The organism is Comamonas antarctica (assembly GCF_013363755.1).
GTDB lineage: Bacteria > Pseudomonadota > Gammaproteobacteria > Burkholderiales > Burkholderiaceae_C > Comamonas > Comamonas antarctica.
Genome location: NZ_CP054840.1, coordinates 416,498 through 440,736, shown reverse-complemented (window position 1 = coordinate 440,736; position 24,239 = coordinate 416,498). Strand labels below are relative to the sequence as shown.

Here is a 24,239-nt window from a genome sequence, read left to right as displayed (position 1 = left end):
TTGAAGAAAAAAGGCAAAAGTCCGATGAAAAGGGCCGGGGCGGGGACCCAGCCCCAGGCCTCAGGCCAGCGCCGCGTCGCTGTCCATCAGCACCCGGCTGCCGGCACGCGCGGTGCGCATCAGCGTCGCGGTCTCGGGGAACAGCTTGGCAAAGTAAAAGCGCGCGGTCTGCAGCTTGGCCAGGTAGAACGGGTCGCTGTTGCCGGCGGCGATCGCGCGCAGCGCGACCTGGGCCATGCGCGCGAACAGGTAGCCGAACACCAGATGGCCGGCCACGCGCAGGTAGTCGACCGAGGCCGCACCGACCTCATCGGGGTTCTGCATGCCCTTGAAGCCGATCTCGGTGGTGAACTTGGTCATCTGCTCGCCGAGCAGCGCGATCGGGTTGATGAATTCGGCCATCTTCTCGTTGACGCCCTCCTCCTCCACCAGCCGCGCCACCAGCTTGCCGAACTTCTTCAGGCTCGCGCCCTGGTTGCCCAGCACCTTGCGGCCCAGCAGGTCGAGCGCCTGCACGCCATTCGTGCCTTCATAGATCATGTTGATGCGCGCATCGCGCACGAACTGCTCCATGCCCCATTCCTTGATGTAGCCGTGGCCGCCATAGACCTGCTGGCTCAGCGTGGTCGCGGTCCAGCCGTTGTCGGTCAGGAAGGCCTTGACCACCGGCGTGAGCAGCGCCACCAGTTCGGCGCTGTCCTTGCGCACCTTCTCGTCGGGGTGGTGCAATTCCTTGTCGATCAGCACCGCGCAGAACGTGGACAGCGCGCGCCCGCCTTCGGCATAGGCCTTGGCGGTGAGCAGCATGCGGCGCACATCGGGATGGACGATGATCGGGTCGGCCGGCTTGTCCTTGGCCTTGGTGCCCGACAGGCTGCGCATCTGCAGCCGGTCCTTGGCATAAGCCAGCGCGTTCTGGAACGCGACTTCGGTCAGGCCCAGCGACTGGTTGCCCACGCCCAGGCGCGCGGCATTCATCATCACGAACATCGCTGCCAGGCCTTTGTGGGGCTGGCCGACCAGCGTGCCGACAGCGCCATCGAGGTTCAGCTGGGCCGTGGCGTTGCCATGGATGCCCATCTTGTGCTCGAGCCCGCCGCAGAAGATCGGATTGCGCTCGCCCAGGCTGCCATCGGCGTTGACCAGGAACTTGGGCACGACAAACAGGCTGATGCCCTTGGAGCCGGCCGGCGCATCGGGCAGGCGGGCCAGCACCAGGTGCACGATGTTTTCCGTGAAGTCATGCTCGCCGGCGCTGATGAAGATCTTGTTGCCGGTGAGCTTGTAGCTGCCGTCGGGCAGCGGCTCGGCCTTGGTGCGCAGCAGGCCCAGGTCGGTGCCGCAGTGGGCCTCGGTCAGGCACATGGTGCCGGTCCACTCGCCGCTGGTCAGCTTGGGCAGGTACAGCTGCTTTTGCGCCTCGGTGCCATGCGTGTGCAGGGCTTCATAGGCACCGTGCGACAGGCCGGGATACATGGTCCAGGCCTGGTTGGCGCTGTTGAGCATTTCATAGAGGCACTGGTTGACGACGAACGGCAGGCCCTGGCCGCCGTATTCGGGGTCGCAGCTCAGCGCCGCCCAGCCGCCCTCGACATACTGGGCATAGGCTTGCTTGAAACCTTCGGGCGTGGTCACTGCATGGGTGTCGCGGTCGAGCGTGCAGCCTTGCTCGTCGCCGCTGATGTTCAGCGGAAAGACCACATCGGCCGCGAACTTGCCCGCCTCTTCCAGTACCGCGTTGATGGTGTCGGCATCGACCTCGGCATGCCGCGGCATGGCCTGGAACTCCTGCGTGACCTCGAACACTTCGTGCAGCAGGAACTGCATGTCACGCAGGGGCGGTTGATAGCTGGGCATGGGTTGTCTCCTCCAATGAAATGGTGATGGTTGCGCTCAGATGCTGCGCGGGGCGGAAGGCGCGTTGCTGAAGCGCGCCAGAATGTTCTCGAAGCCCTGGCGTGCACGCTGCATCGCGCCCTGGGCGCGCAGGAAACGGGCCTCGTAATGCAACGCCAGAATGAGCCCATGGACCTCAAAAAGCAATTGGGCTTCATCCGTATCGGCATGTAGGTCGCCCTGCTCACGGCATTGAACGATGGTGCGGCGCATCGCGGCATGCCAGGTGTTGACCGAGTCGGCCAGCGCATCGCGCACCGGACCGGTGCGGTCGTCGAATTCCACCGCGCCGCTGATATAGATGCAGCCCGAATCCAGCTCGACCGAGGTGCGCTTCATCCACAGGTCGAACAGCGCGCGCAGGCGCGGCAGCCCGCGCGGCGCCTGCATGGCCGGGAAAAACACCTCCTGCTCGAAGCGCTGGTGGTACTCGCGCACGACGGAAATCTGCAGTTCCTCGCGCGAGCCGAAATGGGCAAACACGCCGGACTTGCTCATGCCCGTGGCCGCGGCCAGCGCGCCTATCGACAGGCCCTCAAGGCCCGCCTGCGATGCCAGGTGCAGCGCCGCGTCGAGGATATGGGCCTTGGTCTGCTGCCCCTTGTGCAACCCGCGCGGCTCGCTGCGCGCAGTGGAGGGGTGGTCGGAAAGCACAGAGGAAACAGGCATGGCAAGGAAATAAAACGAACGTTCGTTCTATTCTGCCCGACAAATTTCTGACCTGGATGCGCCACAGGGGTAAATACCTAGATGCACATGCTCCGCGCCGGCCATGCCGACCGCGGCGGCAAGGGCAATGCGCGCGCTCCCTTGCGCGGCCATGCTGAAATCTTTTCGTCACCAGCCGGTGCGACGTCCTCCCTCTGGATTTGAAAGGAGTGCCATGAACCGCCATCTTTCCTCTGCCGCCCTGACGCTGGCGTTGTGCCTGAGCGCCAATGCCTGGAGCCAATGGAGCGTGGATCCGCAGAAAAACACGCCGCTTGCCAATGTTGCCGGCGCGGCCCAGGTCCAGCCGCAGATTGCCGTGCGGGAAGATGGCTACTGGTGGATCAGCTGGCTCGCGCTGCATCCGCAAGGCACGCCGCCGCAAGGCTATGACGTGTATCTGCAACGCCTGGGGCCTGACGGCAGGGAACAGTTCGCGCACCAAGGCGTCCAAGTGGCCAAGCTGGGCGTGGGCTGGACCGAAGACTACGGCCTGGCCGCCGATGTCCCGGGCAATGCCGTGCTGACGTTCCAGGACGATCGCCCCAATCCCCCCCAGCGCGCGATCAGCGCCAGCAAGATCGACAGCGCCGGCAAACTGCTGTGGAACGCCCAGACCGCGCATTCCGGCCACGCGCCCCACGTTTCGATATTGCCCGACGGCCAGTCATTCATCGGCTGGAGCGCCGACACCGAGAACAGCGTGCGGCTGCGCAAGCTCGATGCACAGGGACGCCCGGTGTGGCACGACGATTCCGGCGCGCCGCTGGATTTCCTGTTGGCCGAGCCGAATTTCACCTACGCCCTCGCGGATCTGCAGGCGACGGCTGACGGCTCGGTGATCGTTTCCTTTGTGCGCAGCCGGGGCTTTTCCGGCGCCAAGCATCTCTATGCCAACAAGATCTCGCCCAGCGGCCAGCTGCTCTGGGGATCGAACCATGTGAAGGTCTTTGAAGGCGGCTCGCTGCAGCAAGGCAATTTCCCGCGCTTCGTGGCCGATGGCAAGGGCGGCGCAGTGTTTGCCTGGTACAGCATCGATCCCAAGCTCCAGGTCTTTGCGCAGCATGTGCTGGCCAACGGCCAGCTGGCTTTTGCGGCCAATGGCGTGCCGGTGTCAACCGACGTGCAACAGGCGCGCGTGAGTCCGGCTGTCTCCTACCAGCCAGCCACCGGCGAGATCACCGTGCTGTGGACCGAACTGGACAACGCCATGGCGCAGCACCGCCGCGGCCTGTATGCGCAGAGGATCAACGCCAGCGGAGCGCGCCAATGGGGCGAGACCGGCCGTCCGCTGCGGCCGCTGGCGCTGCATGACATCGGAGACCTGCAGAGCATTGCTGCGGACGACGGCACGCTGGCCTTCTGGATCGAGACCAACCCCGGCCAACCCAACAGCATCCAGGGCATCAAGCTCGATGCTGCCGGCGCGCCCCTGTGCCCCCAGTTTGTGGTGTCCACCCGTGCCACGAACAAGTCACGGCTGGCCTCGGCCTCGGCGCCCTCGGGTCAGGTGCTGCTGGTCTGGGAAGAGCAAGGCCAGACCCAGGGCTCGGATATCTACCTGCAAGGCGTGCGCCGGGACTGCAAGCTCGGAGGGCAATGAGGCCGGTGCTTCAGAGCATCAGCGCCAGGCTTTGCTCGAGATGCTCGGTCGGCAGGCGGCGAAAGCCGGAACGCGAGAAGCGCTGCAGCCGGCCGAGCGCAAACGAGGTCAGCACGCTGGCTGCGACCTGCGCATCGACCGTGGGCTTGGCCGACCCGCGCGCATCGGCCACCGGACGCAGGCACTGGCGCAACGTGGATTCAATGCGGTCGAAGAACTGGTTCATGCGCTGCTGCAGGCGTTCGTGCTCGAACACCAGCGCATCGCCCACCATCACCCGCGCCATGCCCGGATTGCGCTCGCCGAACTGCAGCACCAGTGCAATGACGCGTGCCGCCTGGCGCGCGCCATCGAGTCCCGGCTGCTGGCCGCCGACAAGCTCGGGAGCGGGAATGTCCCGGCCGACGATCTGCTGCACCAGCGTGAACACCGATTGCTCGACGAAATCGATCAGGCCTTCGAACATTTGCGCCTTGCTGGCGAAATGCCGGTACAGCGCGGCCTCGCTCACCTGCAGGTGCGAAGCCAACGCAGCCGTCGTGATGCGCTCGGCGCCCGGCTTTTCCAGCATCGTGGCCAGTGCTTGCAGGATCTGCTCGCGGCGCTCGCCCGGCTTGGGCCGCTTGCGCGGTGCCGGCGTCGCGTTGGCGGAGGAAACATCGCTGTCGCCAACGCTGGCAGCAGGCACGAAGGGGGAGGACAGGACTTCAGACTCAGACATAGGCGATCAGCATTTTGTAATTTATTCTCTCACAGCAACCCGGCCAAATGTCCTACTGTTGCGATCCCGAATGTTATTGCTTTTTTTTGGTTGCAAAAATCGCGATGTCTGCTTCATGACTTGTCAAAGCGCGGCAACCGGTTCCTTCGGGAAGGCCAGCAGCACGCGCAATCCCCTGCCGTCGGCGCCCTCGCCCAGCTCCAGCCGCGACTGGTGCAACTGGGCAATTTCCTCGGCAATCGCCAGGCCCAGGCCTGATCCTTCGCCCGTGGCGCCCGGCAGGCGATAGAAGCGCTGCACGATGCGCTCGCGCTCGGACGCGGGCACGCCCGGGCCGTCGTCTTCTATTTCGAGAAAGGCGCTGTTGCCGCGCACGCCGCAGCGCAGCGTCACGCGGCCGCCGTCGGGGTTGTACTTGAGCGCGTTGTCGACCAGGTTGCTCAGCAGCTCGCGCAACAGCCAGGCATGCCCCCATACGCTGGCGGGCGCCACTTCCAGGCCGAAATCGATGTTCTTCGCCGCCGCCTGTTCGAAAAAGGCTTCGAGCAGGCTTTCGCACAGGTCCTTGAGGTCCACGCGCTGCAGCGGCTGCGCCTGGGCATGGCGCGCATCGGCACGCGACAGCGCCAGCAACTGGCGCGCGAGCTGCGAGGTACGGCGCGTCGCATCGCGCAGCTGGTGGATCTGCGTCGCGCCCAGCACCAGCGTGCGCTCGCGTGGCGGCTGCGCCACGGACGCCGCCGCAGCCGAGCCTTCGGACGCACCGGGCGCGGGTGCGGACTGCACCATCAGCGCCCATGCCTCGACCTGGGCCTGCAGCGCGGCCAGCGGCGTGCGCAGCTGGTGCGCCGCATCGGCAACGAAGCGGCGCTGCTCCTGGGCCTGGGCATCGACCAGCGCAAACAGCCGGTTCAGCGACCGCACCAGCGGCCTGACCTCATCGGGCGACGCGGCTTCATCGATGGGCTGCAGGTCGCGCGGCGAGCGGCGCTCCACGGCACCCGCAAGCGCCACCAGCGGCTCGAAGGCGCGGCGCACCGACCAGTAGATGGCCAGCCCGGCGGCCGCGATCAGCAGCACGTTGGGCAGCAGCACGCGCAGCAGCAGTTGCTGCGCCCATTGCTGGCGCGCATCGGAGCCGTCGGCGAGCGCCAGCACCATCTCGCCCGCGCCCGCGGTCTCGCTGCGCAGCACAGCCACGCGGTAGGTGAGGCCGCCGAACTCCTGGCTGTGGAACTCGGCGACGCGCGTCGTGGGCACCTCGACGCGGATCCAGGTATCGCCCGCCAGCACCCGGCCCTTGAGATCGGCAATGGCATAGCCGGCCTCGTTCTGGCGCTGGCGCAGGAATTCCTCGATGGTCGGCGGCAGCATGACCAGCGGCGGGCCCTGGGACGCCATGGGTTCGGCCAGCACCGCATCGGCCAGCGCCGGCAGCAGGCGCATCAGCCGCAGGTCATGCTGGCCTGCGGCCGCTTCGGCCGAGCGGTAGGCGAACCACGATCCCATCAGTGCCAGCACGCTCAGCGGCAGCACCAGCAGCAGCAGCAACCGGAAGCGGAGATTGGAGGTCATGGCGCGCGGCGCCGCGGCATCATGCGGGAGGTGCCACCAGCTCCAGCCGGTAGCCGAAACCACGGATGGAGCGCAGGGCCACGCCAAATGGCTCGATCTTGCCGCGCAGCCGCGAGGCATAGACTTCCACCGCGTTGGGCGTGATTTCCTTGTCCCACCCGGTGAGCGCCTGCAGCAGCTTGTCCTTGCTGGCTGGCTTGGGAGCGTGGATCAGCAGATATTCCAGTACCGTCCACTCGCGCGGTCCCAGGTCGATGGGCTGCAGATGGCTGCCGGCGGCGGAATCATCGGGCACGCGCGCGCCCACGCTGCGCGCCGCGGTATCGAGCTCCAGCGGGCCGAAGCTCAGCACCGCCGTGGTGGCGGCCTGGGAGCGGCGCGCGAGCGCGCGCAGCCGCGCCAGAAGCTCGGGCAATTCGAACGGCTTGACCATGTAGTCGTCGGCGCCCATGTCCAGCCCCTGCACGCGGTCGAGCAGCGCATCGCGCGCGGTCAGGATCAGGATGGGCATGGAGGCGCTGTCCATATTGCTGCGGCGCAGGCGCTGCGTCAGCTCCAGGCCGCTGATGCCCGGCAGGCCGATATCGATGACTGCCAGATCGAAGGATTCGTCGGCCAGCACCTCGAGCGCACGCTCGGCGCTGCCGACCCAGTCGACCGCATAGCCGGCATCGCTGAGGCCGAGCTTGATGCCGCTGGCCACCATCACATCGTCTTCGACCAGCAGCAGGCGCATCGTCAGTTCTCTTGCAACGATCCGCGCTCAGTGGCTGCGGATCATCGTGCCGTAGGCCTGTTCGGTCAGGATTTCCAGCAGCATCGCATGCGGCACGCGGCCGTCGATGATGTGCACCGCGTTGACGCCGGCCTTGGCCGCGTCGAGCGCGCCGGAGATCTTGGGCAGCATGCCGCCCGAGATCGTGCCGTCGGCGAACAGTCCGTCGATCTCGCGCGCCGTGAGGTCGGTCAGCAGCTGGCCGGCCTTGTCGAGCACGCCCGGGGTGTTCGTCAGCAGCATCAGCTTTTCCGCCTGCAGCACCGTTGCCAGCTTGCTGGCCACGACGTCGGCATTGATGTTGTAGCTCTCGTTGTCCTCGCCGAAGCCGATCGGGCTGATCACCGGAATGAAGGCATCGTCCTGCAGCGCCTTGACCACGCTCGGGTCGATGGCCACGATGTCGCCGACCTGGCCCAGGTCATGCTCGATGCTCGGATCCTTGGCGTCCGGAAGCTTGAGCTTCTGCGCCCGGATCAGCCCGCCGTCGCGCCCCGTGAGACCCACTGCCTTGCCACCGGCCTGGTTGATCAGGCCGACGATATCCTGCTGCACCTCGCCGGCCAGCACCCACTCGACCACTTCCATGGTTTCGGCGTCGGTGACGCGCATGCCCTGGATGAACTCGCCCTTCTTGCCCAGTCGGTTGAGTGCCGTTTCAATCTGCGGGCCGCCGCCATGCACCACCACCGGGTTGATCCCCACCAGCTTGAGCAGCACCACATCCTCGGCAAAGTCGGCCTGCAGGGCCGGATCGGTCATGGCGTTGCCGCCATACTTGATGACCATGGTCTTGCCATGGAACTTGCGGATGTAGGGCAACGCCTGGGCCAGGATTTCGGCCTTGTCGCGGGGAGCAATGGAGAGGATATCGTTCATGGTGCAGGCAGGAAGGAAGTAATCAACAACAAGCGGGGAATTGTGCCGCAACTGCAGTGCCGCAGCGCGCTATCGGGGCGCAACGGCTCACTTCTGCAGCCAGCCAGGCACCTTGAACCGCACGATGGCCAGGTAGGCGCAGACGTAGCCGATCATAAACAGCGCGCAAAACGCCATCAGCACGGGTGTATTGCGCCAGAACAGCACGGCCGGCAGCACCGTGAGCAGCGTGAAGGCCCAGAGATAGGGCGAGGTGCGGTTGTTGCGCATCAGCATCTGGCGCGACTCGTCATCGTGGAACACGCCCCAGACGATGCGCCGGTAGACCAGCTGGTGGAAATGCAGCGCATCCGCCATGCCCGGGGAATCGCCGCGTGCCAGCTTGCGGTAGACCGAGAACACCGTCTCCCAGACCGGATAGATCAACAGCAGCATCGGGAACCAGGGCGAGACCAGCGCATGGCGCTGCACCAGCAGGATGCTGGAGAACGCAATCACCACGCCCCAGATATAGGCGCCGCCGTCGCCCGCAAACAGCATGCCGCGTGGATAGTTCCAGATCAGGAACCCGGCCGTGGCCGCGGCGGTGCTGAGCAGCAGCGCGGCCAGCGTGCGGTCGCCGACCTGCAGGCAGACATGGGCCAGCGCCAGGCAGACGATGATCGCGACCATGCCCGCCAGTCCGTTGTAGCCGTCGATGATGTTGAACGCATGCGGCAGGCCCGCAATCGCCAGCAGCGCGATGCCGAAGCCCACCCAGGGCGCCCAGGCCAGCAGGCTGTCGATCCAGGGCAGGTCCAGCCGCGGCACCGCGAGATCGAGCAGCCAGATGCCCAGCACGCCGGTGAGCCCGGTCAGCAGCAGCCGGTAGCGCACCGACAGCCGCTGGGTGAGATCTTCCGCCAGCCCGCCGACGACTGCCGGCAGGATGGCCACGATGAACCATCCGACCCAGGCCTGCATGCGCAGCACCGAGCCGTCGCCAAAGAACGCGGTCGAGACCATGCCCGCGCCCCAGGCCAGCAGCAGCGCCACCAGCATCGCCAGCCCGCCGATGCGCGGCACATTGCCGCGGTGGAAGCGCTGGGGCATGTCTTCGCTGTAGACCACACGCAGGCGGCGCGACCAGCGGATGATCATGCCGCCCGAAACCAGGGCGATGAAAAACGCAGTGACGGACAACCAGATCATGGAGCGATATGTCCCTGATGACGCAAGCGACGAAGGGACTTTGCATAGGCCGGAGACTGCCACAAGGTCCACAAGCTGCGTACATGCCACTTGAAATGCTGCCATTGGCGGCCGCTGGCGCGCTGTCCCGCATGCACGATGCGCACCGGCGTCGCGGCCAGCTTCCAACCACCGAGCTGCACCCGCAGGCTCAGGTCGACATCTTCGCAATACATGAAAAAGCTTTCATCAAAACCCGCGACCGCATGCCAGACCGGCGCCGGCAAAACCACACAAGCGGCGTTCACCCAGTCGCAACGCCGCGGCTTGCGGCCCAGCAGCCGGCGCTGCAACAGACTCAGCGGCGTGGTCAACTCGCGCCGGCTGTCTTGCTCCACACCCGCGGCGTCGACCTGCACTGGATAGGCAATGCCCACCCCAGCGCCGGCTGCGGCCTGGCAGAGCGCGGCCATGACATCGCCCTCGGCCGGCAGCAGCACGACATCGGGATTGAGCACGCAGACGAAGCGCTCGCTTGCACCCGCAAGTGCCCGGTTGTGGTTGGCACCGAAACCCAGGGGAGCCGCATTGCGCGTGATCTGCAAGGCAAACGGCCAGCCGCCCGGCGGCGCGGCAAAAGCCGCTTCCGGCTCAGGCACGTTCAGGGTCAGCACGACCCGCGCCACGCTCGCGCCGCAGCAGTCGGCCAACTGGCACAGCAGGGCGGCAACCTGCGGTGCATGGCCATGGCTCACGATGGAAACGACCAGTCCATCCCCGGCAGGGGCGGAGTTCATGCAAACACTTCGGCAGCGGCAAAGCTCGGCGCCACCGCATCCTTCGCGGACAGGCTGGGCGCGGCCTCGACAGGCCACTCGATGGCCAGCTGGGGATCGTTCCACAGGATGCTTCGCTCCGAAGCCGGCGCGTAGTAGCTCGTGGTCTTGTACAGGAACTGCGCGCTGTCGCTCAGCACCAGGAATCCGTGGGCAAACCCCGGCGGCACCCAGAGCTGGTGGTGGTTCTCGGCGCTCAGATGCGCGCCGACCCACTGGCCAAAGCTAGGCGAACTGCGGCGGATATCCACCGCGACGTCGAAGACCGCACCTTCGACCACCCGCACCAGCTTGCCCTGCGCGTGCGGCGGCATTTGATAGTGCAGGCCGCGCAGCACGCCCTTGGAACTGCGGCTGTGGTTGTCCTGCACGAACTCGTAATGCCGGCCCACGGCGTCGTCGAAACGCTGCTGGCTGAAGCTTTCGAAGAAGAACCCGCGTTCGTCGCCAAACACCTTGGGTTCGAACAGGATGACATCGGGAATTGCCAAGGGCGTGGCCTTCATGCGTTCACCTTTTCCTTCAGCAGCCGCAGCAGGTACTGCCCATAGCCGTTCTTGGCCATGGCCTGGCCCAGGCTTTCCAGTTGCTTCGCATCGATCCAGCCCTGGCGGTAAGCCAGTTCTTCGGGACAGGCGACCTTGAGGCCCTGGCGGTTTTCCAGCGTGGCAATGAACTGGCCGGCTTCGAGCAGGCTTTCATGCGTGCCGGTATCGAGCCAGGCATAGCCGCGGCCCATGATCTCGACCTGCAGCTGGCCCTGCTCCAGATACATGCGGTTCAGGTCGGTGATCTCGAGTTCGCCGCGTGCCGAGGGCTTGAGGCGCCTGGCCATCTCGACCACCTGGCCATCGTAGAAATACAGGCCGGTCACCGCATAGTTGCTCTTGGGCTGCGCCGGCTTTTCCTCGAGCGACAGCACCCTGCCCGAAGCATCGAACTCGGCCACGCCGTAGCGCTCGGGATCATGCACATGGTAGGCAAACACGCTTGCGCCCTGCTCGCGGTCCCGGGCACGCGCCAGCAGATGCTGGAAGTCGTGGCCATAGAAGATGTTGTCGCCCAGCACTAGCGCGCTGGGCGCACCGTCCAGGAACTGCTCGCCGATGAGGAACGCCTGGGCCAGGCCATCGGGGCTGGGCTGCACTGCGTACTCGAGGCGCAGGCCCCACTGGCTGCCGTCGCCAAGCAGTTGCTCGAAACGCGGCGTGTCCTGGGGCGTGCTGATGATCAGGATCTCGCGGATGCCGGCGAGCATCAGCGTGCTCAGCGGGTAGTAGATCATCGGCTTGTCGTAGACCGGCAGCAGTTGCTTGCTGATGGCCAGTGTCGCCGGGTGCAGCCGGGTGCCCGAGCCCCCGGCCAGGATGATGCCTTTGCGTTGTGTCATGGGATCTTCAAAGAGTTTCTTGGAGCATGCGGACCACTCCCTGGCGCCAGTCGGGCAGGTGCAGGCCGAAACGGTCCTGCACCCGCGTCGTGTCCAGGCGCGAATTCAAGGGCCGCCGGGCCGGGGTCGGGAAAGCGCTGGTGGGCACGGGCGCGATCTCGCTGACGCGCAGCGCCAGCTCGGGGCGCAACGCGCGCGCGGTCTCGATCACGAACTGCGCATAGGCGTGCCAGCAGGTCTCGCCCGAGGCCACCAGGTGGTACAGGCCCAGGTCCTGCGGGGAATGCGCCACATGCCGGATGGCATGGGCGGTGACGTCGGCAATCAGGTCGGCCCCGGTGGGCGCGCCCCATTGGTCGTCAATGACGGTAAGGCGCTCGCGCTCCTGCGCTAGGCGCAGCATGGTCTTGGCGAAGTTGCCGCCGCGGGCGGCATAGACCCAACTGGTGCGAAAGATCAGATGCCTGCAGCCAGCCTCGGCAATGGCGCGCTCGCCTTCGAGCTTGGTGCGGCCATAGACCGACAGCGGCGCCGTCTCGGCGTCTTCGCTGCGCGCGGCGCTGCCGCTGCCATCGAATACGTAATCGGTGCTGTAGTGCACCAGCAACGCGTCCAGGGCTGCGGCTTCGCGCGCCAGCAAACCGGGCGTCGCGGCATTGAGCAGGCGCGCCAGTTCAGGCTCAGCCTCGGCCTTGTCCACCGCCGTATGCGCGGCGGCGTTGACGATCACATCGGGGCGCAGCGCACGCACGCTGCGCGCCACGGCCTGCGGATCGCTGAAATCGGCCGCGTGCGGCGTGCCCTGACGGCCCAGGAGAACGACGTCGCCCAGCACGGCCAGGCTGCGTTGCAGTTCCCAGCCCACCTGGCCGGTGGGGCCCAGAAGAACGATTTTCATGCGCTGGCGTATTGGGTCTGCACCCAATCCCGGTAGGCGCCGCTTTGCACCTGCGCCACCCATTCGGGATTCTCCAGGTACCACTGCACGGTCTTGCGGATGCCCGACTCGAAGGTCTCGGCCGGCTTCCAGCCCAGCTCGCGCTCGAGCTTGCGCGCGTCGATCGCATAGCGGCGGTCATGGCCCGGCCGGTCCTTGACATAGGTGATCTGGCCAGCATAGCTCTGGCCGTCGGCACGCGGACGCAGTTCGTCGAGCAGGGCGCAGACGGTGTTGACGATCTCGACATTGGGCTTCTCGTTCCAGCCGCCGACGTTGTAGGTCTCGCCCAGGCGTCCCCCCTCGAGCACGCGGCGGATGGCGCTGCAATGGTCCTTGACGTAAAGCCAGTCGCGCACCTGCATGCCGTCGCCGTAGATCGGCAGCGGTTTGCCAGCCAGCGCGTTGACGATCATCAGCGGGATGAGCTTTTCCGGGAAGTGCAGCGGGCCGTAATTGTTGCTGCAGTTGGTGGTCAGCACCGGCAGCCCGTAGGTGTGGTGCCAGGCGCGCACCAGGTGGTCGCTGGCGGCCTTGCTCGCGGAATACGGGCTGTTGGGCTCGTAGAGATGGTCTTCGGTGAACGCCGGCGCGTCGGCAGCGAGCGAGCCGTAGACCTCGTCGGTGGAGACATGCAGAAAACGAAAGCCCTGTTTTTCCGCGTCGGGCAGCGCATTCCAGTAGCCACGCACGGACTCAAGCAGCCGGAAGGTACCGACCACATTGGTCTGGATGAAATCCTCGGGGCCGTGGATGGATCGATCGACATGGCTTTCGGCGGCGAAATTCACCACCGCACGCGGACGGTGTTCCTGCAGCAGCCGCGACAGCAGCGCGCTGTCGCCGATGTCGCCTTGCACGAAGACATGCCGCGCGTCGCCCTTCAGGCTCGCCAGATTATGCAGATTGCCGGCATAAGTCAGTTTGTCGATGTTGACGACGGGCTCTTCGTTGGTGGCAAGCCAGTCGAGTACGAAATTGGCACCGATAAAACCTGCGCCGCCTGTGACGAGAATCATGGGAAAAATAAAGAGGCGCCTGTTGGCGAAGCGGGAAATTATCGCATCCACTCCTGTCTCGAAGAAACAGGGGTAGTCACGGACGGTAATGTGTGCAGCGCGATGAAGCACCCCGCTCGCCGGCACAGAGTGCGTTTGCCCAGCCATTGGCCCTGGTTTCCAGACGATATGCCGGCAAAACGAAAAGTAATTGCTTACATCCTACCCAAAGAAATGCCGCCAACTTATTCGCGTAAATCTGCAACTTCTGTAACCTGAAAAGGCAAACAGTTGCTTAAATCTTCCAGCGCTGCGCGGCAATCACCAACAGGCCGTCGAAAATCAGGTTGTCGATGAGCTCGAACGGGCGCGTCATGCTGGGCGCCATCTTCCAGCCCGCGCCACCGGCCATGATGCAGGCCGGCGCCTCGCCGCAGCGCGCTGCCAGATGCTGGTAGATGCGCTCGACGGCGCCGGCAATCGCATAGGTGCCGCCACTGGTCAGCGCGTCGCTGGTGTTGGTGGGAAACAGCGTGACCTCGCCGGTCGGCACGTGGAGGCCGGCGGTGCCGGTTTCCAGCGCGCGCAGCATGATGCCGTGGCCCGGCAGGATCAGACCGCCGAGAAAGTGGCCGCTGGCGTCGAGCGCGTCGACCGTCACCGCGGTGCCGACCATGACCACGACAAGCGGGCGCGCCCGGCCCTGGCGCAGCACCTGGTGGCGCGCCCCGATCATCGCCACCCAGCGGTCGGCGCCCAGGCGCGTGGGATGGTCGTAGCCATTGGTGACGCCGGCTTCGGCCGCCGAGGGCACGACCCATTGCGGCACGACATCCCAATGCGCCATCTGCTCGATCTGCTGCTGCACCCGGCGCATGACGGCGTCGCCGGCCACCACGCAGCCGAGCATGCGATCGGGCGCGGGCAGGCCCGCCCAACCGGTTTCAGACAGTTGATCGATGTGCTCGAGAAACTCGGCGCCATGCGCCAGCAGGGTGGCGCCAGGGTGCGCCGCGTCGTACATCGCCCACTTGAGGCGGGTGTTGCCGACGTCGATGGCCAGAAATGTCATGCGGCGGATTATCCGGAGTTTTGCGCCGACCGGGGCGCTGCAGGCGACTGCGGCCGACATATCGCTGCGGGCATGGGGCGCATGGACAGGCACTTATCCGACGCGGCAGCATGGCATCCACGGCTAGAGTGAAGTCTCTTTGCTTTTCACAGGAGTCATCCCATGGGCCTTTTCAATTTCATCAAGGAAGCTGGCGAGAAGCTGTTTGGCGGCAAGGAAGCGCAGGCCGCCACCGCGCCCGGCGCGGCACCCACTCCGGGCGCGTCGCAGGAAGATCTGAACATCAAGGCCGCTAGCGCCATCGAAGCCTACATTGCCACCCAGAAGCTGGGCGCGAGCAATGTCAAGGTGACATTCGACGGCGCGCAGGGCAAGGTCACCGTGACCGGCGACGCCCCCACCCAGGCGGCCAAGGAAAAGATCACGCTGTGCTGCGGCAATGTCGCCAGCGTGACGTCGGTGGACAATCAAATGAAGGTCACCAACCCCGAACCCGAAGCCCAGTACCACGACGTGGTGCGCGGCGACACGCTGTCGGCCATCGCCAAGAAGTACTATGGCGACGCCAACAAGTACCCGGTGATCTTCGAAGCCAACAAGCCGATGCTCACGCACCCGGACAAGATCTACCCCGGCCAGAAGCTGCGCATCCCGGCACAATAAGCATCAGCCGATGGAAACAACGGGCCTCAGAGCCCGTTGTTTCATGGCGCCGAATTCATTGGCGCCAGGGCAGACCCGCCAGGCGCCAGCCGCCGATGCGGCCGCGCTGGCCGTTCTCGTCGGCGTCGCCCTCGAAGCCTTCGAGAATGTTGTAGGCCTCCAGGCCCAGCGCCGCCGCGCGCTGCGCCGCGGCCACCGAGCGCACGCCGCTGCGGCACAGCAGCACCACCTTCATGCCCTCGGGCACGGCCGCGCGCAGTTGCGCATCGAAATCGGCATTGGCCGCCATGCCCGGCCACTGCTTCCAGGCCACGGCTGCAGCACCCGGCACGCGCCCCACCCATTCGCGTTCGGCATCGGTGCGCACGTCGACCAGCACCGCCTGGCCCTGCTGTACCCATTGCCAGGCCAGCGTCGCGGGAAGATCGCCGGCATAGCCCTGGGCCGGGCGTACTGCGGAATGGGGGGAGGAATCGGAAGTCGTTGGTTCGGTCATGGCGCACAGTCTCGCAGAACTGCGGCCAACCCGCCAGCGAGGGCCTGTGCCATCAGAGCTCGTCTTGTGCCCAAGCCGGGGCCGGCTGGTCGCGCAGCCGCTGGCGCAGCGCGCGGTAGTCGGGCAGCACGCTGCCCACCGTGGCCCAGAAGCGCGGGCTGTGGTCCATATGGCGCAGATGGGACAGTTCGTGCACCACCACGTAATCGATGATCTCGGGCGCGTAATGCAGCAGCCGCCAGTTGAGCCGGATCGCGCCGTCGCTGCGCGCACTGCCCCAGCGCGTGCGAGCGCTCGACAGGCCCAGGCTGCGCCACTGCACGCCCAGTTGCGGCGCGAAATGGTCCAGCCGCGCCGTGAAATGCTGGCGCGCCGCCTGCAGCCACCAGGCATGCACGCGGCGGCGGATCTGTTCGGCGGGTGCATCGGCGGCCAGCGCCAGCTGCAACACGCCTTCGGACTGGAATTGCGCGGCGGCACGCCCCGGCAGCGGAACGCCCAATGCCAGCACCAGCGTTGCGCCCAGATACGGCAGTTCGGCCTGCGCGGTCCACTGCAGGCGCGCGCTGTGCAACTGCCGGCCGCGCTCCTGCTGCTCGGCCAGCTTGCGCACGATCCAGTCGGCCTTGCCCTGCAGCACGCGCTCCACGGCGGCCAGGCTGGTGGCCAGCGGCGCGCGCACCTGCAGGCCCTCGGGGCGCACGGTCATGCCGATGCTGCGCCGGCGGCTGCGCTCGAGCCGGTAGCCGACAGCCACACCCGCGAGCTGCACATGCTGGTTGGCCTGGGGATGCTGGAAGGCCGGCGGTGCCGCGCGCAGCATGGGAGGTGGCTCAAGCAGCAGCGCCGCGGGGGCCGCGGGCGCGGCGGGTGGAGCGGATGCCGCAACTGCTGGCGGCGCCCCGCGCCGGCGCTTCACCAGTTGCCCGTCGACCAGCGGGACTGCGGGCGGCGCCAACCAGTCCCAGGCACGCTGCAGCACGCCGGCCATGGAGTCCTCAGCGCGCGTAGGCCTCGGGATCGAGGCGATGCATCTCGCCCTCGATCCAGGCTTCGACTTCGAGCATCAGCTCGTCATGCTTGCGGCCCGTGGTCGGGATCTGCGGTCCGACGCTCACGTCCATCACGCCGGGGCGCTTGACGAAGGCCTTGCGCGGCCAGCACTTCGCCGAGGTCACGGCAATCGGCACCACGGGCACGCCGGCCATGATGGCCAGGCGCGTCGCGCCCGACTTGTAGTCGCCCTTCTCGCCGCGCGGCACGCGCGTGCCCTCGGGGAACATGATCACCCAGGTGCCCTGGGCCAGCAGCCGCTTGCCCTGCTCGACCACCTTGTGGAAGGCGCGCGAGCCGTCGGCGCGGTTGATATGGATCATGTCGAGGCTGCCGATCGACCAGCCGAAGAACGGCACCTTGAGCAGTTCCTTCTTGAACACATAGGCCAGCGGCCGCGGCATGATGGCCGGCATCAGAAAGGTCTCGTAGGTCGACTGGTGCTTGACCAGCAGCACCACGCCCTGCAGGGGATCGGTGGGCAGATGCTCCATGCCCTGCACGCGGTAGTGCACGCCCGCAAACCAGCCGGCGCTGTCGACGCTGAGCTTGAGCCAGGCGCGCGCAATCCGGTAGCGCGTGCGCGGCGAAGCGCCGAACAAACGCACCACCAGGATGGCCAGCGTATAGGGAATGCAGGTCACAGCCATCCAGAGCATGTGAATCACGGAGCGGATCAGTGGCATGGCGAAATCGGTTCCATCAATGAAAAGGCAGCGCGGCCTTCAAGCCGGCGCTGGGGGGGCGGCCGGTGGCGGCAGCGGTTCGGCGGGCAGCAGCGCTGCGGCCAGTTCGGCCAGGCTGGCATGCGTCTGCACGTGGGGCGGAAATCCATCCGGCATGGGCTGGCCGGCCCGCAGCGCGGCCGCGGTCTGCACGCAGACCAGGTGCAGGTGGGCGCCCAGATGGGCACCGGCCTGCAGATGATCGGCGCAACTGCCTATCACCCAGGTTTCGTGCGGCTCGGCGCCATAGCGCTCGGCGATCTGCTGCAGCAGGCCGGGCGCGGGCTTGCGGCAGCCGCAGCCCTCGCCTGGCGCATGCGGGCAGTAGAACACCGCCTCGATGCGTGCGCCGACCGCGGCCAGCGCGCGGTGCATGGAGGCCTGCAACGCATTGAGTTCCACCATGCCCATCTCGCCCAGGCCGAGCCCGGGCTGGTTGGTGGCCAGCACCACATGCCAGCCCGCGCGGTTCAGTCCGGCAACGGCCTCCAGCGCTCCGGGCAGTGCGGCCCAGTTCGCTGGCAGCTGGCCGGCCGCGCCCAGCGTGCCGTCACGGTCGAGAATCGCAAGCTTCATGCTGCACCGCCGGCAGGAAGAATCAGGCCGCGAGGCGCGACAGGTCGGCCGCGCGGTTCATGGCTTCATGCAGCGTTGCCAGCAGGCCCAGGCGGTTGGCCTTGAGCGCCGGGTCCTCGGCATTGACCATCACCTGGTCGAAGAACGCATCGACCGGCGCGCGCAGCACCGCGAGGGTCTGCAGGCTGGCCGTGTAGTCGCCTTCGGCAAACTGCGCATCGGCGCGCGGCACGGCGTTTTGCAGCGCCTGGTACAGGTCCTTCTCGGCGGTTTCCTGCAGCAGGCCGGCATCGACGCGCGCCTGCACGGCGGTTTCGGCCTTCTTCAGGATATTGCCCACGCGTTTGTTGGCCGCGGCCAGCGCCGGGGCCTCGGGCAGCGCGGCAAACGCGCGCACCGCTTCAAGGCGCTTTTGCACGTCGGCCAGGCGCTGCGGGCGCAGTGCCAGCACGGCATCGACCTGCTGGGCGCTGAAGCCCTGCTCGCGCAGGTTGCCGGCCAGGCGGTCGTAGATGAAATCGACCAGCGCCGGCGTGGCGTCGGCAATCTTGTCGCCAAACGACGGCAAGGCGCTCACCAACAGGGTTTCGAGGTCCAGCGGCAGGTCCTTCTCGACCAGCATGCGGATCACGCCCAGCGCATGGCGGCGCAGCGCGAACGGATCGCGGTCGCCCGTGGGCAGGTTGCCGATGCCGAACATGCCAACCAGCGTCTCCAGTTTGTCGGCAAGCGCCACGACCACGCCGACATCGTTGCGCGGCAGTTCATCGCCCGCGAAGCGCGGCTTGTAGTGGTCCTCGATGGCATCGGCCACGGCCGGATCCAGTCCGTCATTGAGCGCGTAATAGCGGCCCATCGTGCCCTGCAGTTCCGGGAACTCGCCGACCATGTCGGTCACGAGATCGGTCTTGGCCAGCTGCGCGGCCACGTCGGCCTGGCGCGCCAGCGCGCTGTCGCCGAGCTGCTGGGCAATCGACTTGGCAATCGCGCGCACGCGCTCGACGCGCTCGCCCTGCGTGCCGAGCTTGTTGTGGTAGACCACCTTGCCCAGGCCCTCGACGCGCGAGGCCAGCGTCTTCTTGCGGTCCTGGTCGAAGAAGAACTTGGCATCGGCCAGGCGCGGGCGCACCACGCGCTCGTTGCCGCCGATCACCGCGCTGGCATCGGCCGGGCTGATGTTGCTCACCACCAGGAACTGGTGCGTCAGCTTGCCGTCGGCGTCGAGCAGCGGGAAGTACTTCTGGTTGGCCTTCATGGTCAGGATCAGGCATTCCTGCGGCACGCCGAGGAATTCCTTCTCGAATTCGCAGATCAGCACATGCGGACGCTCGACCAGCGCCGTGACTTCGTCCAGCAGCGCTTCGTCCTCGATGGCGCGCACGCCGCCGCCCACGCGCTCGGCCGCGGCCGCCAGCTGGCGCGCGATCTCGGCGCGGCGCTCGGCAAAGCTGGCGATCACCGCGCCCTGCTCGGCCAGCTGCTGCGCATAGCTGTCGGCGCTGTCGATGACCACCGGATCGACGGCCGCCTCGAAACGGTGGCCATGGGTCGCGGCGCCGGCCGTGAGGCCGAGCGCCTTGACGCCGATCAGCACCTGCGTGCCGTGCAGCGCGACCAGGCCGTGGGCCGGGCGCACGAAATGCACGCTGGTCCAGCCGTCTTGCAGCTGGTAGCGCATGACCTTGGGGATGGGCAGCTTGGCGATGGCTTCATCGAGCGCCTTCTGCAGGCCTTCGGCCAGCGGGGCGCCGCGCGCCGTGCTCTCGAAATACAGCACCTCGGCCTTGCCGTCATGCACGCGCTTGAGGCCTGCGACCGCCGATGCGTCGGCGCCCAGCGCGGCAAGTTTCTTGAGCAGCGCGGGCGTGGCCTGGCCGTCGGCAGTCAGGCCCACGCTGGCAGGCATGAGCTTTTGCGACACGGCCTTGTCGGCGGCCTGCGGCGCGACCTCGGTGATGTGCGCGGCCAGGCGGCGCGGCGAGGCATAGGCGGTGACACGCGAGCCGGGGCCGGTCAGGCCCTGGGCCGCGAGCTGGTCGAACAGCACGCCGGCAAACGCATCGCCGAGCTTTTGCAGGACCTTGGGGGGCAGTTCTTCAACGAACAGTTCAACGAGAAGATTCGAGTGGTTCATGGTGTTGTCTCTGTCGCGGCGCCTCAGGCGGCCTTCTTGGCGGCGGCGGCTTGCTCGGCCTTGGCCAGGTCGGCCAGCACTTCCTCGGCCCAGTGCTTGGGCGCCATCGGGAAGCCCAGGCGCGCGCGGCTGTCGAGGTAGGCCTTGGCGACGGTGCGCGCCAGATTGCGGATGCGGCCGATATAGGCCGCGCGCTCGGTCACCGAAATCGCGCCGCGCGCATCCAGCAGGTTGAAGCTGTGCGCGGCCTTGAGCACCTGCTCATAGGCGGGCAGCGGCAGCGATTGCGTGATCAGGTGCTGGGCCTGCTTTTCATGTGCGGCAAACGCCGTGAACAGGAAGTCGGCGTCGGCGTGCTCGAAGTTGTAGGTCGACTGTTCGACTTCGTTCTGGTGGTAGACGTCGCCATAGGTCAGGTTGTCGGTCCACTGCAGGTTGTAGACGTTGTCCACGCCCTGCAGGTACATCGCCAGGCGCTCCAGGCCGTAGGTGATCTCGCCGGTCGCGGGCTTGCAGTCGATGCCGCCGACCTGCTGGAAATAGGTGAATTGCGTCACTTCCATGCCGTTGAGCCAGACTTCCCAGCCCAGGCCCCACGCGCCCAGCGTCGGGTTTTCCCAGTCGTCCTCGACAAAGCGGATGTCGTTCTTCTTCAGGTCGAAGCCCAGCGCTTCGAGCGAGCCCAGGTAGAGCTCGAGGATGTTGTCGGGCGCGGGCTTGAGCACGACCTGGAACTGGTAGTAGTGCTGCAGGCGGTTGGGGTTCTCGCCGTAGCGTCCGTCCTTGGGGCGGCGGCTGGGCTGGACATAGGCGGCCTTCCAGGGCTCGGGGCCGAGCGCGCGCAGGAAGGTGGCGGTGTGCGAGGTGCCCGCGCCGACTTCCATGTCATAGGGCTGCAACAGGGCGCAGCCCTGGGCGTCCCAGTAAGACTGCAATTTCAGGATGATTTGTTGGAATGTCAGCATGACTTCTCGGGCTTGCGGCAGGTGGGACCTGCGCGGAGGTAGGTAGCGCGCGCGGAGCGCGTAAACCGTGATTTTATGTCGGCGTCCGGGTTTGGCGTCCAGCCCGCACGCATGGGCATGCGCGGCCATGGGTCGCCCTACAATGGACCGACTGTTTTCCACTCTGCCAAGGTCCGCCATGAGTCTGCTGAACATCATCACCAAGCAACTGATCGAAGTCATCGAATGGACCGATGATTCGCGCGACACGCTGTCCTACCGCTGGCCCGACGAAGACAAGGAAATCAAGAACGGCGCGCAGCTGATCGTGCGCGAATCGCAGCTCGTGCAGTTCGTCTCCGAAGGCCGGTTTGCCGACCTGTTCCAGCCCGGCCGGCACACGCTGAGCACGCAGAACGTGCCCATCCTGTCGACGCTGCAGGGCTGGAAGTACGGCTTCCAGTCGCCGTTCAAGTGCGATGTCTACTACCTCAACACGCGGCTGTTCACCGGCAACAAGTGGGGCACGGCCAACCCGGTGATGCTGCGCGACAAGGACTTCGGCGTGGTTCGCATCCGCGCTTTCGGCAGCTACGACTTCCGCATCGTCGAGGCGCCCAAGTTCCTCAAGGAAGTCGCCGGCACCGATCAGAACTTCCGCCTCGACGAGTTTGCCGACACCATGCGCTCGCGCATTGTCAGCGTGTTCACCGAGGCGCTGGCCAAGGCGCATGTGCCGGTGCTCGATGTGGCGACGCGCTACAGCGACCTGGGCGAGGCGCTGCTGCAGCTGATCAACCCGGCCATGCGCGAGAAGTACGGCCTGGAGATCAGCAGCTTCGTGCTGGAGAACGTCTCGGTGCCGCCCGAAGTCGAGCAGGCCATCGACAAGCGCTCGAGCATGGGCGCGATCGGCAATCTCAACGACTATGTGAAATACCAGATGGGCCAGGCCATGGCGGCGGGCGGCGAAGGCAGCGCAGCCGCCACGATGCCCGCGACCATGGCCATGGGCTTTGGCATGGCGCAGGAAATGATGCGCAGCATGCAGTCCCCGCCGTCCGGCACTGGCGCGGGCGCAGCCCCGGCAGCCGATGCGTTTTCGCCGGCAGCCGCCCAGGCGGGCCAGACCACGGCGGCGCCCGCTGCGCTGCAGGTGCTGACGCCCGAACAGGCCGCGCAGCTGCTGGGCGTCGGCCTGGACGATGTGCTGGCGGAAATCGACGCCGGCCACCTCAAGGCCCGCAAGATCGGCAGCCAATGGCGCATTGCCCAGGGCGCGCTGGACGAATACCTGCGCGGTTGAGCCGCCTTTTCGCATGTGAAGACCGGCGCCCGCGCGGCGCCAAGGTGGCCTGTTCGTGACTCCTGAACCTTCCCGCTCCCCCGACGCCGGCTATACGGCAATGCCCGACGCGGCCCGCCCGGCGCTGGTCGGCAAGCATCCCTGCCCCGAGTGCGGCGCCAACCTCGAATGGAGCCCCAAGGCGCAATCGCTGCGCTGTCCCTACTGCGGCACGCTGGTGCCCTGGAGCGAGGCGCAGCGCGAGGAGCTGGGCAATGCCGTGGTCGAGCAGGACCTGGCCGCGGCACTTGCCAGCCCGCAATCGGGCCGCGGCTGGGGCGCGGCGCGCCATGAAGTGCAGTGCCAGAACTGCCGCGCGATCTCGGTGTTCGTCGACGGGCGCACGGCCCAGCGCTGCGATTTCTGCGGCTCGCCCGCCATCGTCGCGCACGAGGAGCGCAACGACGCGATCACGCCGCAGAGCATCCTGCCGTTCAAGGTCAGCGACGGCCAGATCCGCGACGCCATCCGCAAGTGGTATGGCTCGCGCTGGTTTGCGCCGAACAAGCTCAAGAACGCTGCGCTGACCGACACCCTCAAGGGCCTGTACCTGCCCTACTGGACGTTCGACGCCCATGTGCAGGCGGCATGGCAGGCCGAGGCCGGCTTCTATTACTACACCACCGAAACCTACCGCGACGCCAACGGCAACACCCAGACGCGCCAGGTCCAGCATGTGCGCTGGGAGCCGGCCGCGGGGCAGCTCGCGCACTTCTTCGACGACGCACTGGTGCCGGGCACGGTGGGCGTGCATGCGGCGCTGCTGCGCAAGGTCGAGCCCTTCCCCACCACGACCGACCTCAAGCCCTACACGCCCGAGTTCGTGCGCGGCTGGACCGTGGAGCGCTACCAGGTCGACCTGGGCCAGGCCGCCGAACTCAACCGCGAGGAGATGGACGCTGCGGTGCGCCAGATGTGCGCGCGCCAGGTGCCCGGCGACACGCTGCGCAACCTGCGCGTGCAGAGCCAGTACCGCGGCCGCACCTTCAAGCACACGCTGATGCCGGTCTGGCTCGTCGGTTACACCTACGGCCGCAAGAGCTACCAGATCGTGGCCAATGGCTACACCGGCCAGATTGCCGGGGAGCAGCCGTACAGCTGGGTGAAGATCACGCTGGCGGTGCTGTTTGCGCTGCTGGTTGCAGTGCTGCTGCTGTCGGCCATGCGCTAGCGCTGGCGGGGGAGCCAATGCGGCGTGCCGGAAATCGACCGAATGGCAACCCCGCCGCGATGGCCGGGAAGCTTCGATCAGATGGCATAATCGTCGTTTGCCGTGGGCGCATTTGCCTGATGAGACTTTTGAATTGCTGGCTTTTCACCGCATTTGCGCCTGGCTTTTCGCTTCAAAAAGTATTTGAAACGACAAAGAGTTTTATTTTGTAGCTTACTGTAAACCTACAGTGCGCTACCCAAGACGGCAGCCAACAGCCAACTCCACTTCAAGTTGAACTCCGGGAACCATGTCAAGCATTCGAACCACTGATGATCAATGCTTTCCCGCAGGAAAATCCGTTCGACGGCATCCGCAATACCGATCCAGCGGCCATTTCAGCAGATATTGGCGCCAGATATTGGAGATCAGTTACTCGCACTGGTGTGGGGCAGCCCGAATTATGCCAGCCGCTTCGCTTTCAAATTGGCAGTGCCGCCCACTCACGACAAATGCGGGAGCAGCATCGGTTGGCAAAGGCGAATAACGCAATGGCTGCGGCTCCTCTTTTGAACGATTAAATCCGCGACGAT

The 24,239-nt window shown here is 66.4% G+C and carries 24 protein-coding genes; 5 read left to right on the top strand and 19 right to left on the bottom strand.

Annotated elements, in window-relative coordinates:
- Positions 1 to 60: 60 nt before the first annotated feature.
- A complete protein-coding gene (locus tag HUK68_RS02065) occupies positions 61 to 1,857 on the bottom strand; it encodes an acyl-CoA dehydrogenase C-terminal domain-containing protein (RefSeq protein WP_175502711.1) in 1,797 nt (598 codons plus the stop codon).
- Positions 1,858 to 1,893: 36 nt separating this feature from the next.
- Positions 1,894 to 2,565: a TetR/AcrR family transcriptional regulator gene (locus HUK68_RS02060; RefSeq protein ID WP_175502710.1), complete on the bottom strand. Its 672-nt coding sequence runs from the start codon at positions 2,563 to 2,565 to the stop codon at positions 1,894 to 1,896.
- 214 nt (positions 2,566 to 2,779) lie between these two features.
- Here HUK68_RS02060 and HUK68_RS02055 point away from each other — a divergent pair, with 214 nt between their 5' ends.
- Entirely contained in the window at positions 2,780 to 4,207 is a 1,428-nt protein-coding gene (locus HUK68_RS02055; protein ID WP_175502709.1) for a hypothetical protein, read from the top strand.
- A 10-nt stretch (positions 4,208 to 4,217) separates the two neighbouring features.
- On the opposite strand, the gene slmA is transcribed toward HUK68_RS02055, so the two are convergent.
- The 11 genes from slmA to HUK68_RS02000 all read right to left on the bottom strand — a co-directional run bounded on the left by slmA (position 4,218) and on the right by HUK68_RS02000 (position 14,560).
- Positions 4,218 to 4,928 carry a nucleoid occlusion factor SlmA gene (gene slmA, locus HUK68_RS02050; protein WP_175502708.1) on the bottom strand — a complete coding sequence of 237 codons (711 nt, stop codon included), beginning with the start codon at positions 4,926 to 4,928 and terminating at the stop codon, positions 4,218 to 4,220.
- A 123-nt stretch (positions 4,929 to 5,051) separates the two neighbouring features.
- Positions 5,052 to 6,503 (bottom strand): sensor histidine kinase, encoded by a 1,452-nt coding sequence (locus tag HUK68_RS02045; protein WP_175502707.1) that lies wholly within the window; start codon positions 6,501 to 6,503, stop codon positions 5,052 to 5,054.
- Positions 6,504 to 6,522: 19 nt separating this feature from the next.
- Positions 6,523 to 7,239: a response regulator transcription factor gene (locus HUK68_RS02040; RefSeq protein ID WP_175502706.1), complete on the bottom strand. Its 717-nt coding sequence runs from the start codon at positions 7,237 to 7,239 to the stop codon at positions 6,523 to 6,525.
- 27 nt (positions 7,240 to 7,266) lie between these two features.
- Positions 7,267 to 8,157 carry an acetylglutamate kinase gene (gene argB / locus HUK68_RS02035; RefSeq protein ID WP_175502705.1) on the bottom strand — a complete coding sequence of 297 codons (891 nt, stop codon included), beginning with the start codon at positions 8,155 to 8,157 and terminating at the stop codon, positions 7,267 to 7,269.
- A gap of 87 nt (positions 8,158 to 8,244) precedes the next feature.
- Entirely contained in the window at positions 8,245 to 9,348 is a 1,104-nt protein-coding gene (locus HUK68_RS02030; protein ID WP_175502704.1) for an MraY family glycosyltransferase, read from the bottom strand.
- Positions 9,345 to 10,124 carry a glycosyltransferase family 2 protein gene (locus HUK68_RS02025; protein ID WP_175502703.1) on the bottom strand — a complete coding sequence of 260 codons (780 nt, stop codon included), beginning with the start codon at positions 10,122 to 10,124 and terminating at the stop codon, positions 9,345 to 9,347. The genes HUK68_RS02030 and HUK68_RS02025 overlap by 4 nt, the downstream gene beginning before the upstream one ends.
- Positions 10,121 to 10,669 (bottom strand): dTDP-4-dehydrorhamnose 3,5-epimerase, encoded by a 549-nt coding sequence (gene rfbC / locus HUK68_RS02020; protein ID WP_175502702.1) that lies wholly within the window; start codon positions 10,667 to 10,669, stop codon positions 10,121 to 10,123. The genes HUK68_RS02025 and rfbC overlap by 4 nt, the downstream gene beginning before the upstream one ends.
- Complete coding sequence (rfbA, locus tag HUK68_RS02015) at positions 10,666 to 11,553, bottom strand: glucose-1-phosphate thymidylyltransferase RfbA (RefSeq protein ID WP_175502701.1); 888 nt, start codon at positions 11,551 to 11,553, stop codon at positions 10,666 to 10,668. The genes rfbC and rfbA overlap by 4 nt, the downstream gene beginning before the upstream one ends.
- Before the next feature lie 7 nt (positions 11,554 to 11,560).
- Positions 11,561 to 12,451 (bottom strand): dTDP-4-dehydrorhamnose reductase, encoded by an 891-nt coding sequence (gene rfbD, locus HUK68_RS02010; RefSeq protein WP_175502700.1) that lies wholly within the window; start codon positions 12,449 to 12,451, stop codon positions 11,561 to 11,563.
- On the bottom strand, positions 12,448 to 13,509 hold the full coding sequence (gene rfbB, locus HUK68_RS02005) for a dTDP-glucose 4,6-dehydratase (protein WP_175502699.1): 1,062 nt from the start codon (positions 13,507 to 13,509) through the stop codon (positions 12,448 to 12,450). Before rfbB ends, rfbD begins: the two co-directional genes overlap by 4 nt.
- A 274-nt stretch (positions 13,510 to 13,783) precedes the next feature.
- Positions 13,784 to 14,560: a type III pantothenate kinase gene (locus HUK68_RS02000; protein WP_175502698.1), complete on the bottom strand. Its 777-nt coding sequence runs from the start codon at positions 14,558 to 14,560 to the stop codon at positions 13,784 to 13,786.
- A gap of 162 nt (positions 14,561 to 14,722) precedes the next feature.
- Between HUK68_RS02000 and lysM the strand changes: the two genes are divergently transcribed.
- On the top strand, positions 14,723 to 15,223 hold the full coding sequence (gene lysM, locus HUK68_RS01995) for a peptidoglycan-binding protein LysM (protein WP_175502697.1): 501 nt from the start codon (positions 14,723 to 14,725) through the stop codon (positions 15,221 to 15,223).
- A gap of 55 nt (positions 15,224 to 15,278) precedes the next feature.
- On the opposite strand, the gene HUK68_RS01990 is transcribed toward lysM, so the two are convergent.
- From HUK68_RS01990 to glyQ, 6 genes are read right to left on the bottom strand one after another with little or no spacing between them, the layout of a single operon-like run.
- Positions 15,279 to 15,719: a rhodanese-like domain-containing protein gene (locus HUK68_RS01990; protein WP_175502696.1), complete on the bottom strand. Its 441-nt coding sequence runs from the start codon at positions 15,717 to 15,719 to the stop codon at positions 15,279 to 15,281.
- A 52-nt stretch (positions 15,720 to 15,771) separates the two neighbouring features.
- Positions 15,772 to 16,710, bottom strand: a complete 939-nt coding sequence (locus tag HUK68_RS01985) for a M48 family metallopeptidase (RefSeq protein ID WP_175502695.1) — start codon at positions 16,708 to 16,710, stop codon at positions 15,772 to 15,774.
- Positions 16,711 to 16,717: 7 nt separating this feature from the next.
- Positions 16,718 to 17,458 carry a lysophospholipid acyltransferase family protein gene (locus tag HUK68_RS01980; RefSeq protein ID WP_175502694.1) on the bottom strand — a complete coding sequence of 247 codons (741 nt, stop codon included), beginning with the start codon at positions 17,456 to 17,458 and terminating at the stop codon, positions 16,718 to 16,720.
- A gap of 39 nt (positions 17,459 to 17,497) precedes the next feature.
- The gene (locus HUK68_RS01975; protein ID WP_175502693.1) at positions 17,498 to 18,073 is read right to left on the bottom strand and encodes a D-glycero-alpha-D-manno-heptose-1,7-bisphosphate 7-phosphatase; all 576 of its coding nucleotides are present in this window, start codon (positions 18,071 to 18,073) and stop codon (positions 17,498 to 17,500) included.
- Positions 18,074 to 18,095: 22 nt separating this feature from the next.
- Positions 18,096 to 20,207, bottom strand: coding sequence for a glycine--tRNA ligase subunit beta (gene glyS, locus HUK68_RS01970; RefSeq protein ID WP_175502692.1), 2,112 nt, complete (start codon positions 20,205 to 20,207; stop codon positions 18,096 to 18,098).
- A gap of 23 nt (positions 20,208 to 20,230) precedes the next feature.
- On the bottom strand, positions 20,231 to 21,172 hold the full coding sequence (gene glyQ, locus HUK68_RS01965; RefSeq protein WP_175502691.1) for a glycine--tRNA ligase subunit alpha: 942 nt from the start codon (positions 21,170 to 21,172) through the stop codon (positions 20,231 to 20,233).
- A 178-nt stretch (positions 21,173 to 21,350) separates the two neighbouring features.
- Here glyQ and HUK68_RS01960 point away from each other — a divergent pair, with 178 nt between their 5' ends.
- The 3 genes from HUK68_RS01960 to HUK68_RS01950 all read left to right on the top strand — a co-directional run bounded on the left by HUK68_RS01960 (position 21,351) and on the right by HUK68_RS01950 (position 24,227).
- Positions 21,351 to 22,457 (top strand): SPFH and helix-turn-helix domain-containing protein, encoded by a 1,107-nt coding sequence (locus HUK68_RS01960; RefSeq protein WP_175502690.1) that lies wholly within the window; start codon positions 21,351 to 21,353, stop codon positions 22,455 to 22,457.
- Between the two features lie 55 nt (positions 22,458 to 22,512).
- Positions 22,513 to 23,667: a TFIIB-type zinc ribbon-containing protein gene (locus HUK68_RS01955; protein WP_244146230.1), complete on the top strand. Its 1,155-nt coding sequence runs from the start codon at positions 22,513 to 22,515 to the stop codon at positions 23,665 to 23,667.
- A 311-nt stretch (positions 23,668 to 23,978) separates the two neighbouring features.
- Positions 23,979 to 24,227 (top strand): hypothetical protein, encoded by a 249-nt coding sequence (locus tag HUK68_RS01950; RefSeq protein WP_175502689.1) that lies wholly within the window; start codon positions 23,979 to 23,981, stop codon positions 24,225 to 24,227.
- The last annotated feature ends 12 nt before the right edge of the window (positions 24,228 to 24,239 follow it).